This window comes from Acinetobacter sp. FDAARGOS_494, from assembly GCF_003812225.1.
GTDB lineage: Bacteria > Pseudomonadota > Gammaproteobacteria > Pseudomonadales > Moraxellaceae > Acinetobacter > Acinetobacter baumannii.
This window is the reverse complement of sequence record NZ_CP033866.1, coordinates 3,776,453-3,791,033: the sequence shown is the minus strand read 5'-3', so window position 1 is coordinate 3,791,033 and position 14,581 is coordinate 3,776,453. Positions and strand designations below refer to the sequence as shown.

The 14,581-nt window shown below is 39.1% G+C and carries 13 protein-coding genes; 11 read left to right on the top strand and 2 right to left on the bottom strand.

Features of this window, described 5'->3' with window-relative positions; all coding sequences use genetic code 11:
- Positions 1 to 56: 56 nt before the first annotated feature.
- Both EG365_RS18425 and EG365_RS18420 read left to right on the top strand, forming a co-directional pair.
- Positions 57 to 971 carry a LysR family transcriptional regulator gene (locus EG365_RS18425; protein WP_000423293.1) on the top strand — a complete coding sequence of 305 codons (915 nt, stop codon included), beginning with the start codon at positions 57 to 59 and terminating at the stop codon, positions 969 to 971.
- Between the two features lie 81 nt (positions 972 to 1,052).
- Positions 1,053 to 1,847 carry a TorF family putative porin gene (locus EG365_RS18420; protein WP_001226543.1) on the top strand — a complete coding sequence of 265 codons (795 nt, stop codon included), beginning with the start codon at positions 1,053 to 1,055 and terminating at the stop codon, positions 1,845 to 1,847.
- Positions 1,848 to 1,914: 67 nt separating this feature from the next.
- On the opposite strand, the gene EG365_RS18415 is transcribed toward EG365_RS18420, so the two are convergent.
- Together EG365_RS18415 and EG365_RS18410 are read right to left on the bottom strand one after the other, a co-directional pair.
- Positions 1,915 to 2,631: a FadR/GntR family transcriptional regulator gene (locus EG365_RS18415; RefSeq protein WP_000029961.1), complete on the bottom strand. Its 717-nt coding sequence runs from the start codon at positions 2,629 to 2,631 to the stop codon at positions 1,915 to 1,917.
- A gap of 83 nt (positions 2,632 to 2,714) precedes the next feature.
- Complete coding sequence (locus tag EG365_RS18410; protein ID WP_001060816.1) at positions 2,715 to 4,448, bottom strand: IlvD/Edd family dehydratase; 1,734 nt, start codon at positions 4,446 to 4,448, stop codon at positions 2,715 to 2,717.
- A 169-nt stretch (positions 4,449 to 4,617) separates the two neighbouring features.
- Here EG365_RS18410 and abaQ point away from each other — a divergent pair, with 169 nt between their 5' ends.
- From abaQ to EG365_RS18365, 9 genes are all read left to right on the top strand, one after another.
- Positions 4,618 to 5,922, top strand: coding sequence for a multidrug efflux MFS transporter AbaQ (abaQ, locus tag EG365_RS18405; protein ID WP_000345069.1), 1,305 nt, complete (start codon positions 4,618 to 4,620; stop codon positions 5,920 to 5,922).
- Positions 5,923 to 5,932: 10 nt separating this feature from the next.
- Entirely contained in the window at positions 5,933 to 6,931 is a 999-nt protein-coding gene (gene araD1 / locus EG365_RS18400) for an AraD1 family protein (RefSeq protein ID WP_001165785.1), read from the top strand.
- Between the two features lie 11 nt (positions 6,932 to 6,942).
- The gene (locus EG365_RS18395; protein WP_000234442.1) at positions 6,943 to 8,517 is read left to right on the top strand and encodes an aldehyde dehydrogenase (NADP(+)); all 1,575 of its coding nucleotides are present in this window, start codon (positions 6,943 to 6,945) and stop codon (positions 8,515 to 8,517) included.
- Positions 8,518 to 8,679: 162 nt separating this feature from the next.
- On the top strand, positions 8,680 to 9,669 hold the full coding sequence (locus EG365_RS18390; protein ID WP_000993273.1) for a phosphotransferase family protein: 990 nt from the start codon (positions 8,680 to 8,682) through the stop codon (positions 9,667 to 9,669).
- Positions 9,666 to 10,010, top strand: coding sequence for a hypothetical protein (locus EG365_RS18385; RefSeq protein ID WP_000003220.1), 345 nt, complete (start codon positions 9,666 to 9,668; stop codon positions 10,008 to 10,010). Before EG365_RS18390 ends, EG365_RS18385 begins: the two co-directional genes overlap by 4 nt.
- Complete coding sequence (locus tag EG365_RS18380; protein WP_000362238.1) at positions 10,003 to 10,731, top strand: histidine phosphatase family protein; 729 nt, start codon at positions 10,003 to 10,005, stop codon at positions 10,729 to 10,731. Before EG365_RS18385 ends, EG365_RS18380 begins: the two co-directional genes overlap by 8 nt.
- Positions 10,728 to 11,888, top strand: coding sequence for an acyl-CoA dehydrogenase family protein (locus EG365_RS18375; RefSeq protein ID WP_000631823.1), 1,161 nt, complete (start codon positions 10,728 to 10,730; stop codon positions 11,886 to 11,888). The genes EG365_RS18380 and EG365_RS18375 overlap by 4 nt, the downstream gene beginning before the upstream one ends.
- An 18-nt stretch (positions 11,889 to 11,906) precedes the next feature.
- Positions 11,907 to 12,674 (top strand): SDR family NAD(P)-dependent oxidoreductase, encoded by a 768-nt coding sequence (locus EG365_RS18370; RefSeq protein WP_001019900.1) that lies wholly within the window; start codon positions 11,907 to 11,909, stop codon positions 12,672 to 12,674.
- Positions 12,675 to 12,697: 23 nt separating this feature from the next.
- Positions 12,698 to 14,581: a sigma 54-interacting transcriptional regulator gene (locus tag EG365_RS18365; protein ID WP_000934676.1), complete on the top strand. Its 1,884-nt coding sequence runs from the start codon at positions 12,698 to 12,700 to the stop codon at positions 14,579 to 14,581.

The following is a 14,581-nucleotide window of genomic DNA, read 5'->3' as shown; positions in this document are numbered from 1 at the left end:
GTAATAGCCTAAAATAGATATAGAACGGTATTTTAAGATACTAAAAAGGTATATTAATGGAATTAAGACATCTACGTTATTTTGTTACCGTTGTTGAAGAACAGAGTCTGACGAAAGCTGCAGAAAAGCTTTTTATTGCTCAGCCACCTTTAACACGCCAAATCAAAAAACTAGAAGAAGAATTAGGGATCGATTTATTCGAAAAAGGCTCTCGTCCATTAAAAGTAACGGAAGCAGGGCTGTTTTTTTACCAGCATGCGGTACAAATTTTGACGCACACCGCTCAAGCTGCTTCGATGGCTAAAAAAATGAAGCTGGTCGAGAATGTTGTTAAAGTTGGTTATGTGAGTTCGCTTCTTTATGGGCGATTACCACAGGTCATTTATCTATTTAGGCAAAAAAATCCTGACATTCATGTCGAGCTTATTGAATGTGGTACACGAGATCAGGTGGAAGCATTAAAACTCGGTAAAATTGATTTAGGTTTTGGTCGATTACCAATTAGTGATCCAGCCATTAAGCGACTTTTACTCAGAAAAGAAAAATTAAAACTCGCAATCCATAAAAAACACCCATTAAGTGATTTCCAAGAGTCAGGAATTTATTTATCTCAAATTATCAATGAGACAATTTTTTCTTATCCAACCACACCTAAACCAAATTTTTCGACCACTATTCAAGCTTTATTTACCAAATTAGGTCTTGTTCCGGCCAAGCTGACTGAAGTACGAGAAATTCATATGGCACTTGGCTTGGTGGCATCTGGAGAGGGTATTTGTATTATTCCGGAAAGCGCCTGCGACATTGGAATGAAGAATCTAACTTATTTAAATATCTTAGACTTAGAAGCCTATAGTCCCATTTCTCTATCTATGCGTAACATGGACCAAAGTTCCTATATTCCTAAAATCTTAGATTGTATTGAAGAGATCTATAGCGAAGAAGAAGTATCCAGAAATTTGAATTTATAAATTTTTAATACGCTTTAAATTGAATTATCATGTTATTTTAAAACTTTAAACCTATAGGTAATATGTAAAAGGAATTATTAAATGAGAAAAATTTTAGGTATAGCTTCTCTCATTATGTCTACAGGTGTTGTACATGCTGAACAATTAAATGAACAAGAACAAATTTCTCCGTATAGTGCGAATGTGACTTTTGCAAGTCAATATATTTCGCGTGGTTTTCAACAAACTTGGGGTAAGCCTGCACTACAAATTGGTTTCGACTATGCAAATCCGAATGGGCTATTTGTGGGTACTTGGGCATCCAATGTAAGTTCTAACTATCTCCGTGATGCTTCAGTTGAATGGGACTTTTATGCAGGTTATTTAAAAACCATCGATAAATTCTCAATTGGAATGTCTGTTTTTTATTATTATTACCCAGGTGCAAAAAGTACGGCTGAAACGGGGAGTACAAGCTATAACTATGGCGAAATTGTGCCTCAAATTGGCTATGGTCCTTTAAGTCTCAAATATTTTATTACTTATACCCCAGATTACGCAGGTTATAACTCAAATACGATGGGTGGACCGGAAGGTAAACGTTCACGAGGAACAACTTATTTAGACCTCAACTTTACACAGCCGATCAATGAAAGTTGGACTTTTGGTGCCCACTATGGCTATGAAAGAATTAAAAACTTCTCAGAAGCTAATTTTCAGGATATGAAAGTCGAACTTATTAAAGATTTAGGTGATGGCTGGACTACAGGGTTAGCTTATACCAAAGCATGGGACAAAGACGGATACTATAGAAATTATAGTAATGGTGAATCAGATGCACCAATTTCAAATCCAATTCACTCAACCTTTACAGTAGCTGTAAAAAAGGTGTTCTAATTTATACATAAAAAGCCTGATCACTTTAATTTGGAGTCAGCAGGCTTTTTCTAATACATAGAGAAAATTATTTTTTAATTAAATCATAAGCCATTTTAGTATCGTCTAGCTGAACCAGTGAAGCATGACGAGCAGAGAGCGGATCTTTATTTTCAATTGCTGTCAAAATAGCTTTATGTCTTGGTAATGAATGACCTTGTAAATTTGGGCGTAGACTGGTGACTTGAATCGATTGCTGCAAAGGTAAAACCAGCATTTTTGACATATAAGCCAATAAGTCATTATGCGTTGCTTTGGCAATTGCTAAGTGAAACTGGATATCTGGCTCTATAAATTCTTCAACTGTTGTTGCCTTTTCCATTCCTTCATAGGCTTGCTTAATACGTTCAATATCTTCTTCATTTGCTGTACTTGCCGCAATATAGGCTAACTCCGGTTCTAAAACGCGTCGTACGGTAGAAAGTGTTTTAAAAAACTCGTGCTCAGGCGTGGTTTGAATCAACCAGAACAGTACATCTGGGTCGAGTAAATGCCATTCTTCTTTAGGTCGAACTACTGTTCCGATTTTGGGCCTTGAATATGTTAAGCCTTTCGCATTTAAAACACGTATAGCTTCGCGAAAGACAGGGCGGCTGACTTTATATTCCTCACATAAATCAACTTCACTTGGGAGTTTTTCATTTTCTGAAATTTCTCCAGAAACAATTTTTAATCCCAATTGTTGAACGATTAATGCATGTTGGCTTTTGCTTGGAATAGGATTTTTATAGTCAGCTTTACTCATATTTCACTATTACGACATGTTGAATATCCTATGGTATAGATGACCTTGTGTTTTAACAAGATCATCTTTTTCAAGAATAAATATTAATGGGAATGACGTGGAACTTCTGAGCCACGGCAACCGACCAAGAAATCAAAATCACAACCCTCATCGGCTTGTAAAACATGTTCTACATAGAGCTTACGGTAACCGCCAATAAAACTTGGTGGAGCTGGTGGTGCTAAATTTTCAAGACGTTGCTTAAGTTCTTCATCACTCACTTCTAGGTGAAGTTTTCCAGCATAGGCATCAAGTTCGATAAAGTCACCATTTTGAACTACGGCCAAAGGCCCACCCGCCATAGCTTCAGGGGCAACATGTAAAACGACCGTGCCATACGCAGTTCCACTCATACGTGCGTCGGAAATACGAACCATGTCGGTAATGCCTTTGGCTAAAATCTTTGGTGGTAGGCCCATATTTCCAACCTCGGCCATGCCCGGATAGCCTTTAGGGCCGGCATTTTTCATCACAAGAATACAAGTTTCATCGACATCTAGATCTGGGTCATTAATGCGGGCTTTATAATCATCGAAGTTTTCGAATACGACTGCACGACCACGATGCTTCATAAGTTCGGGTGTGGCAGCAGATGGTTTAAGCACCGCACCTTTAGGCGCTAAATTCCCGCGCAAAATACACATACCGCCATCTTGTCGAATTGGATTATCTATTTTTCGAATTACTTCATCGTTATAAATAGGTGATTGTTGGCAGTTTTCCCAAATGGTTTGACCGTTTACGGTTAAAGCTTGAGGATGTGGTAAGAGATTGGCTTCACCCATGCGACGAATCACGGCTGGCAAGCCGCCGCTATAATAAAACTCTTCCATTAAAAAACGACCCGAAGGCTGTAAGTCAACAATGGTTGGCATGCCACGGCCAACACGGTTCCAGTCATCGAGTTGTAAATCAACCCCAATGCGTCCAGCAATTGCTTTTAAGTGAATCACGGCATTGGTTGAACCACCAATAGCTGCATTGACTTTAATGGCATTTTCGAAAGCTTCTTTGGTTAAGATTTTGGAAAGACGTAAATCTTCATGAACCATATCAACAATACGCATGCCAGAAAGATGAGCCAACACATAACGTCGAGAATCTACAGCTGGAATGGCCGCATTGTGGGGTAAGGAAGTGCCTAGGGCTTCAGCCATACAGGCCATTGTAGAAGCTGTGCCCATGGTATTACATGTACCAGCCGAGCGCGACATACCAGATTCAGCAGATAAAAATTCATTTAAATCAATTTTGCCTGCTTTGAGTTCTTCATGCATTTGCCAAACGATGGTACCTGCACCAATGTCTTTACCTTTGTGCTTACCATTCAGCATGGGACCGCCAGTCACTACAATGGCAGGAATATCACAACTTGCAGCTCCCATTAATAATGCAGGGGTGGTTTTGTCACAACCTGTCAGTAACACCACACCGTCAATAGGGTTACCACGAATCGCTTCTTCAACATCCATACTGGCTAAGTTACGGGTAAACATGGCGGTAGGACGTAAATTCGACTCACCATTTGAAAATACAGGAAACTCAACAGGGTAGCCGCCCGCCTCTAAAATTCCTTTTTTTACGTGTTCGGCAATTTTTCGAAAATGCGCATTACATGGGGTGAGTTCAGACCACGTATTACAAATCCCAATGATAGGCTTGCCTTGAAACTCATGATCTGGAATTCCTTGGTTCTTCATCCAGCTGCGATACATAAAGCCATTTTTATCCGTTGTACCAAACCAGGCAGCCGAACGAAGAACTTGTTTGTTATTCATACAAATTTCCCTATATAGTATTACTATTAGAATTAATTAAATTAAAAATACACCATAAATTTTATTTTTAAAAGGTTTGAAATTTAAATAGTATTACTATATTTTAAATTGAAAGGATAATTTACGAGCAAGATGCTCTATAAGTAAATAATAGGAAATGGAGTCGAAGATGGATTTCGAAAAGGATGTAATACGGACGGTCACGTTTAAGCTAATACCTGCATTAGTCATACTATATCTCGTGGCATACATTGATCGTGCCGCTGTTGGATTTGCCCATTTGCATATGGGTGCCGATGTAGGAATTGGTGATGCTGCCTATGGTCTAGGAGCTGGTTTATTTTTTATTGGATATTTTCTTTTTGAAGTCCCAAGTAATTTGCTTTTAGACAAATTTGGTGCTCGTAAATGGTTTACCCGCATTTTATTAACATGGGGCCTCATCACCATGGCCATGGCGCTTATTCAAGGCCCTAAAAGTTTTTATCTCTTAAGGTTTTTACTCGGTGTAGCAGAGGCGGGTTTTTTCCCTGGTGTTTTATACCTAATTACGCAGTGGTATCCGGTGCGGCATCGCGGAAAAATCATGGGAATGTTTGTGCTTTCACAACCAATTGCCATGATGATTGCAGGGCCTTTAGCTGGTCTATTACTTGGAATGGATGGCATTGCAAATTTACACGGCTGGCAATGGTTGTTTGTTGCAGTTGGCTTGCCCGCGGTTTTATTGGCTTTACCTACCTTTTTGTGGCTGCCCGATAACATTGATAAAGTAAAATGGTTAAGCATTGAACAAAAACAATGGCTTAAAAATGAACTCGTTAAAGATGAAGCCGAATATGACCAAACCCGACATGCCAATCCACTACATGCTTTAAAAGACAAACGCGTACTTTTATTAGCACTTTACTACTTACCGGTAACTTTAAGTATTTATGGTTTAAATCTCTGGCTTCCTACCATTATTAAGCAATTTGGCGGAGGTAGTGATATTCAAATTGGGTTCTTATCTAGCATTCCCTATATTTTTGGAATTATTGGACTCCTCATTATTCCGCGTAGTACTGACCGCCTAAATGATCGTTACGGACACTTAAGTTTTCTGTATGCACTAGGTGCTTGTGCAATGTTTTTAAGTGGTTGGCTAAATTCCCCAGTCATGCAGTTGGCAGCTTTGGCTGTAGTTGCGTTCTGTCTATTTTCATCGACTGCCGTGTTTTGGACACTACCGGGTCGTTTCTTAACGGGTGCAAGTGCAGCAGCTGGTATTGCCTTAATTAACTCTGTTGGAAATTTAGGTGGCTATGTCGGTCCATTTGGGATCGGACTGTTAAAAGAATACACGGGAAATATGGCTGCTGGTTTGTATTTCTTATCTATCGTCATGCTTTTTGGCTTGATTCTGACTTACATCGTCTATGCCAAGCTCGAACGTCAAAAAACACAAACAGTGAATATTCAAAAGCCTTTGTAAGGAATAAAACATGCAAATTATTCAATTTGAAAATCGTGCAAATCAACGTGCTGTTGCCAAAGTAGAAGGCAACATGGCATATCCGGTTAAAAATATTCAATCGGTTCGTGATTTAGCACTTTTGGCAATCCGCAATAAAGTTTCACTGGAACAACAAGTTGAGGCGTTAGGGTTTGAGTCCGAAACTTATGATTATTCATCTTTATTAGCAGACTTAAAGGTATTGCCGCCTTTAGATCATCCAGATCCAACGCATTGTTTAATTTCCGGTACAGGCTTAACCCATTTAGGTTCTGCATCTGCACGCGACAAAATGCATCAACAAAATTTAAGCGATGACAGCTCGGTGACCGACACCATGCGAATATTTCAATGGGGCCTACAAAATGGCCGTCCAGCACAAGGTCAGATCGGTGCGCAACCGGAATGGTTTTATAAAGGTGACGGTTCAATTGTGGTAAGACCGGGAGCTGAATTACCTTTACCACCATTTGCTGAAGACGGCGGAGAAGAACCTGAAATTGCAGGCCTCTATGTTATTGGCGAAGACTTAAAGCCTTATCGAATCGGGTTTGCGCTGGGTAATGAGTATTCTGATCATGTGATGGAGCGCCGTAATTATTTATATCTAGCACATTCAAAATTACGTTTTTGTAGTTTTGGTCCGGCTTTACGGACGGGCGAGTTACCAAAACATTTAGTCGGAACCAGCCGTTTGCGTCGTGATGGACAAATCATTTGGGAAAAAGAGTTTCTGTCAGGTGAAGACAATATGTGTCATAGCTTGGCAAATCTGGAATATCACCATTTTAAGTATCAACAATTCTTAAAAGCAGGGGATGTTCACATCCATTATTTCGGTACAGCGACTCTATCTTTTGCCGATGGTATTCAAGCGCAAGTCAACGATGAGTTTGAAATTGAAATGAAAGAATTTGGACTTCCGCTCATAAACAAACTTGCTCATATGCAACCCGAATTACCGATCGGTTCAGTTATTACTCTCTAAGGAATATAAAAATGGTCATTGGACACAACTTTATTGGCGGTTCACGCAGCGCACAAGGTACAACCTTATTAAAAAGTATTCAAGCTACGACTGGTGAAGCTTTGCCTTATGAGTTTCACCATGCAACCGAGCAAGAGATTAATCAGGCCTGTGAAGTAGCCAGTCAAGCCTTTAAGACTTACCGCCATACCACACCTGAACAGCGTGCTGTTTTTTTAGAAAATATTGCAGATGAACTCGATGCTTTGGGTACCGATTTTCTAGAAATTGTCTCACAGGAAACTGCTTTGCCACTTGCACGTTTACAAGGTGAACGTGCCCGGACCAGTGGGCAAATGCGCCTGTTTGCTAAAGTGCTGCGCCGTGGTGATTTTTTAGGTGCCCGTATTGATACCGCTTTGCCTGAGCGCCAGCCTTTACCTCGCCCAGACCTGCGTCAGATTAAAATCGGTGTAGGCCCTGTTGCAGTCTTTGGGGCAAGTAACTTTCCTTTAGCATTCTCAACTGCGGGTGGTGACACTGCTTCGGCACTGGCAGCAGGTTGCTCTGTAGTGGTGAAAGCCCATAGTGGACACATGGCGACAGCAGATTTTGTAGCGCAGGCAATTGAGCGTGCCGTAGAAAAATCAAATATGCCTAAAGGCGTATTTAACATGATCTACGGTAATGGTGTGGGTGAACCACTGGTTAAGCATCCTTTAATTCAAGCTGTGGGTTTTACAGGTTCATTGCGTGGTGGACGAGCTTTATGTGATATGGCCGCAGCCCGTCCACAACCGATTCCGGTGTTTGCTGAAATGAGCAGTATTAACCCGATGCTGATGTTGCCAGAAGCCTTAAAAAACCGTGGTGAAAAAATTGCACAGGATTTGGCAGATTCAGTGGTTTTAGGCTGTGGTCAGTTCTGTACCAATCCGGGTTTAATCTTGGGAATTAAATCAGCTGAATTTAGTCAGCTCATTAACAACCTGACCGACATTATGGGGGCTAAGCCTGCGCAGACTATGCTCAATGCCGGCACCTTAAAAAGTTACACCGCTGGTCTTGAGCACTTGACCCAGCATCAAGGCATTAAGCATTTGGCTGGCAATACTCAACAAGGTAATCAGGCGCAGCCACAACTGCTTAAAGCTGATGTTGAGCTTTTACTGGCGGGTGACCAGCTTTTACAAGAAGAAATCTTTGGGCCAACCACAGTCGTCATTGAAGTTGAAGATAAAGCCCAACTCATTCAGGCACTACAAAGTATGAATGGGCAATTGACTGCGACTTTAATTGCCGATGAAGCTGACTTAACCGAGTTTGCAGATGTAGTTCCAGTTTTAGAGGAAAAAGCCGGTCGATTACTTATAAATGGCTACCCAACTGGTGTTGAGGTCTGTGATGCCATGGTTCATGGTGGGCCATACCCAGCCACTTCAGATGCACGAGGTACTTCAGTTGGAACCTTGGCCATTGACCGTTACTTGCGCCCTGTGTGTTACCAGAACTATCCACAGAGTCTATTGCCGGAAGCCTTAAAAGACAGCAACCCGTTGCAGATTTTAAGATTGGTCAATGGTGAGATGACCAGAGAAGCGATCTAAGAATAAAAAGAGACCAGATGATGGTCTCTTTTTCATAGTCAATTTCAAATGTGAAATAATTTTCATATTTGAAATAATATTTTATTTTTAAGTGATTGATTTTAATATTAAAAATAGTGGCATGTAATTTGCTCCAATAGGATTAGCTACAAGGAGTAAATAATGAATGCGAATCATATACTGCAATTGAGCGGAATATTGCAGCAGAATCTAGGGCTAATCCCTCATGAAATTCAGTTAAAAAAAATGAGTGGCGGAGCTATCCAAGAAAATTGGCTAGTTCAATCTGAAGATTTTGCATTAGTACTGCGTAAAAATGCTGAATCTAGTGTAGAGGCTAGTTCAGATCGGGAGCAGGAATTTTTACTTTTAGATCGGTTATATCACTTTGGCATTAAAGTGCCAGAGCCACTTTATTTCGAGAAGTCACCTAACTTTTTAAACAGTGATTTCTTCATTATGAAAAAAATTGATGGTGTTACAGAAGGCCATAAATTAGTTCGAATTACAGAAGAAGAAAAACGTAAAAAGATTACTCAAGACATTGGTAGGCAACTTGCTTTAATTCATGCCATTCAATCAGATGAAGTATTAGAGAAACTACTTCCTAAGCCAGATAAAGATCAATATTTAGAAAAAAAGCTTACAGTTTTTCTAGAACAACTGGATCACTTAAAAAGACAACGTCCAATCCTTGAGTACGCTATTCAATGGATGTTTAACAATCTTCCAAAAGTCGATGATTTGGTCTTAGTCCATGGTGATTACCGCATTGGTAACATCATGATTAATGGCGATCAAATTTCAGGAATTTTAGATTGGGAATTTACGCAATGGGGAGATCGAAGAGAAGACTTAGGATGGTTTACCTCTAAATGTTGGCGTTTTGGTCAAGATGAAAATATAGCTGGGGGAATAGGTTCATATAAGGACTTTGCGAAAGCTTACGCTGAGATTTCCGATATTTATATCCCTGAATTTGAAATGAAGTTTTGGCATGTCCTGTCTCATGTTCGATGGGCAATTATTGCGATGCAGCAGTCTGACCGAAACAATGAAATGGATACTCCATCACTCGAATTAGCCCTAACGGAATTTTTAGTTCCCCGCCTTGAAAAAAATATCTTGGAAATATTGGGAGAAAAAGAATGAGCGAGCAAAAGATAATTGACCTGATCAAAGCTAGCCAAGCCGTCATTAAAAATGAGCTTTTACCGCAATCGGGCAGTCAGAAATATAACTTGTTAATGCTCATGAGAAGCTTAGAAATTTTGCAGGCTTATATTTTGCAAAAAGATACCTGTACATTGCATCGTTCAGGCATTTTACAAGATTATTTTTCATTTCCAATTAAAGATATTGATGAGGCAACTCAATTGTTTATTAGCGATATCCGTGAAGGTAAACAATCGGATCAAACTTTTGAGACATTAAAAGCCCTGAATTTGGAAGAATTAAAAATTACTGAACCGAAGGTGGCCAATCATGGATAAATATCGGCTACGAATTTATTTGGTTCGACATGGGCATGTTTCATACTTTGATGCAGCTAATAATCCGATTAATCCGAAATTTGCACAGTTATCCGAACGAGGAATAGAGCAAATACAACAACTGGCTCATCAATTACAAGTTGTTAATTTTGAAAAAATTTACTCATCTACCATGCCTCGTTCGATTCAGACAGCCGAAATTTTGAAGCGCTATCAAAATGAGTATAAAGACATTCAGTCATTCGATGATATTCGAGAAATAAGAGCAGGACGTTTAAGAGAAATTTCGTTGGATCGCGCTGAGCTGGAAATCAAAAAGGCCTATCAGTTCCATAAAAATAACCTTGAATTATTTGTACAAGGCGAAAGTTGGACTCACTTTATTAGTCGTGTACTGACTTGGTTTGAAGGCATGATATTAACGGCAAACAAAGACCAGAATATCCTCATTTCTTCACACGATATTGTAAATCGAATACTCATTAATTGGGTTTATGGACATGACTTCAAAGATGTTTATTCGCAGGAACAAGATTATGGCTGCTTAAACATTCTTGATCTGACGATTGAAAATCAAAAGGTAATAAGCAAACGAATCAAGCTTCAAAATTTCACGCCGTACAATCTGATTAAAAATGAGCTATTTAATAGCGCTATGGATGATGTGTATGAAACTTATATCGCGACTCAAGGCTTTAAATTAAAGGAGCTCAGCTCATGATCACACTATCTAATGAATTATTAGAGCTACAACAGAAAGTTAGAGAATTTATTCAGCAAGAGGTGATTCCATTAGAAAGTGATCCTCGCCAAGATAGCCATGGCCCTAGTGAAGCTTTACGCCAAGAATTGGTGAGTCGGGCGTGTAGTTGGGGGCTGCTAACTCCTCATGCAAGTCGAGAAATGGGAGGACTTGGTTGGTCGCATCTGCAAAAGGCTGTAGCTTTCGAAGAAGCAGGATACTCTGCTTTAGGCCCAATCGCGTTAAATATTCATGCGCCAGATGAAGGAAATATCCATCTTTTAGATGTTGTGGCAAATGATGCACAAAAAGAAAGATGGTTAAAAAAACTGGTAGCTGGAGAAATTAGATCTTGCTTTACCATGACAGAACCTGCACCAGGTGCTGGCTCGGATCCATCCATGCTTCAAACAACGGCAATTGCAGATGGCGATGACTATATTATTAATGGCCGTAAATGGTTAATTACAGGAGCCGATGGAGCGAGCGTTGCGATTATTATGGCAAAAATGGAAGATGGCTCTGCTTCAATGTTTCTAACAGATACAAACGTTGAAGGCTTTATATTAGAAAAAAATATGAATGCTATGGACTCATGCTTTTCAGGCGGGCACGGTATTTTACGCTTTGAGAATTTACGTATACCTAAAGAAAACGTTTTGGGTGAAATTGGTAAAGGATTTAAATATGCTCAAGTTCGCCTTGCACCAGCACGTTTAACACATTGTATGAGATGGCTGGGACAAGCAAGGAGAGCACATGATATCGCTACTCAATATGCACGAGAACGCCAATCTTTTGGTAAGAGATTAGGAGACCACCAAGGCGTTGGTTTTATGCTTGCCGACAATGAAATGGATATTTTAACAACTCGATTAGCCGTTCACTATTGTGCGCAGGTTTTAGATTTGGGTGAGAAAGGAAATTACGAGTCGAGCCTAGTTAAAGTGATCAGCTCTGAGGGTATCTGGCGTGTGGTGGACCGATCAGTTCAGATTTTAGGTGGACAGGCCATGACGGATGAATCAGTGGTCTGCAAGATTTTTAAAGATGCGCGAGGTTTTAGAATTTATGATGGCGCAAATGAAGTTCACCGCATGAGCATAGCCAAAAAACTATTAGGGAAACAGGCATAATAAAACAGGGATAAGAGAATGAATATTTTTGATGTAAAAGATAAATATATTTTAATTACTGGTGCTTCAAGCGGTCTAGGGCATCACATAGCTGAATTATTTGCAAAAGAAGGTGCCAATATCGTTATTTGTGCCAGACGGTTAGAGCGATTGAAAGAATTAGAATCGCATATAAAAAATGAATATGGCGTACAAGTTTATACCTTTGCATTAGATGTAAATGATCGTTCCGCTGTGAAAGATATGCTTAGTTCTTTAGAAGCTGAAGGAGTCACTATAGATGTGTTAATTAATAATGCCGGGGTGAGTGATACCAAGCGTTTCTTAGACTATAACGATGAAGATTGGGATAAGATTGTAGATACTAACCTTAAAGCCCCTTGGCAATGTGCACAAGAAGTTGTGCAGCATATGATTAAAGCTGAACGAAAAGGATCGATCATCAACATTACATCAATTCTGTCTCAGTCTACCAACCTAGGTGTTAGTCCATACTGCGCATCAAAGGCTGGATTACGCCATTTAACAGAAGTTATGGCAGTAGAGTTGGCTAGATTTGGTATAAATGTAAATGCCATCGCTCCAGGTTATATGATTACTGAAATTAATGAAGAATATTTAACGAGTGAGGTAGGCCAACAGCTTTTAAAGAAAATTCCTACAAGGAAGTTTGTAGAGTTTGATGACTTAAATGGGCCATTACTGTTACTTGCTTCGCAAGCGGGACAAGGCATAACAGGTATCGAAATTAAAGTCGATGGCGGTCATAGCGCTGCGCCTATATAAAACGTTTTTTAATGGAGTAAAAAATGCTGAATCGAAAACCAATTAATATTTTGGTCACCTATATTAAAAAACCTAATATTAATGGTTTTCGTTCTTTGGTTGAGCAGGCGATTAGTGAAGTAGAGTCGAACGAAATTGATTTGGTGGAATGCCATATTTCAGATGTACAAGATGTTGCTCAAAGCTTAGTAGAAAATGGCTGTCAGATTCTTCTATGTACGGGAGCGACCGCGAGTTTTCTACAGAAGAAATTAAACATTGATATACAGGTCATTCGAACTGGTACTTTTGATGTCATTCAAGCCATATCAAACTTAAAACAATATAAGCGAATTGCTTTGGTGGGTAATACGTCCACAGTCGATCTTGAGAACTACTCTGATATTTTTGCTTTAGATATACAACAGTTTAACTATGACTCATATTTAGATGCTAAAAAAACAATTCATTTAATTAAAAATCAAGGCTTTGATGCCATTATTGGTTCGCCTGTTGCAGTAGAATTAGCTCTGAATGAAAACCTAGTCGGACATTTGGCGATTAGTGTGCCGTCTTTAAAAGACCTTCTGCAAAATGCCTTACGTACCCTTGAAAAGATTCGTAGAGAACAGTATTCAACCTTACGTTTAACCGAGATCTTTAATCACTTAAATGAAGGCATTTGTTTTATTACAAAGCAAAAAAAGATTTCTTTAATTAATAATTCAATGAGTTCGTTACTTGAAAAAGACTCTTCAGACGTTTTAAACAAATCAGCACTCGAAATTTTTGAAGGTTTAAACTTTGATATCGATCAAGAAAATAGTCATCAACTCGTCCAATTTAAAAATTTAAAACTTGCTGTATATATTTCCAAATTAAAAAATGACTACATAGATGGCTATATCTTAAGAGTGCAGGAACTAAATGCATTAGAGCAGTCTAATAGTCAGTTTAGAAAGGTTTCATCAAAGAATTTTAATACAAGATATACCTTTGACCAGATCTTGACGCAAAATCCAAATTTTCAACAAATCATTAAGTTATCCAAAGCATATGCAAAAACCGATAGTACCATTCTCATTACTGGTGAAAGTGGTACAGGTAAAGAAGTTTTAGCACAAAGTATTCATAATTATAGCAGTCGTTATAAAGCGCCGTTTGTTGCAATCAACTGTGCATCTTTTCCGGAAAGCTTGTTAGAGAGCGAATTATTTGGTTATGAAGAAGGTGCCTTTACTGGGGCGAAGAAAAATGGACGTATTGGTCTCATTGAAGCAGCACATACGGGTACGCTTTTTTTAGATGAAATTGGAGATATGCCATTACATCTACAAACTAGATTTTTACGGGTCTTACAAGAAAGACAAATTAACCGCTTGGGCTCAGTGGTAAGTCATCATTTAGATATACGTGTGATTGCTGCAACTCATGCGGACTTAGAAGAATTGGTACGAAATGGAAGCTTTCGGGCAGATCTCTACTATCGTTTAAATATTTTAAGAGTGTATACGCCGTCTTTAAAAGAACGAAAAGAAGATATCTTGTATTTAGCAAATTCCTTTCTAGAGAAATATAGAAAAACACTGAATGATTTGCCGAGTATTTTACAGAAGGCTTTTTTACACTATTCTTGGCCGGGTAATATCCGCGAACTTGAAAATATCGTTGAAAGAATCAATGTGCTATTACAGCTTGATCATGAAATTTTAACTCCAGAATTTTTAAAGCAACAGTTACCCGAGCTATTTCAATCTCAAAATCACCACACGACGCAACCTTTATTAAAAGAAGTAAAAGTTAATCAAGAGTTGAGTTTAATTGAGCAAACACTTGCAGAAGTAGAGGGTGATTTAGACCTTGCTGCACAAAAACTCGGGATTAGCCGGACCACTTTGTGGCGTAGAATGAAACTCATAAATCATTAA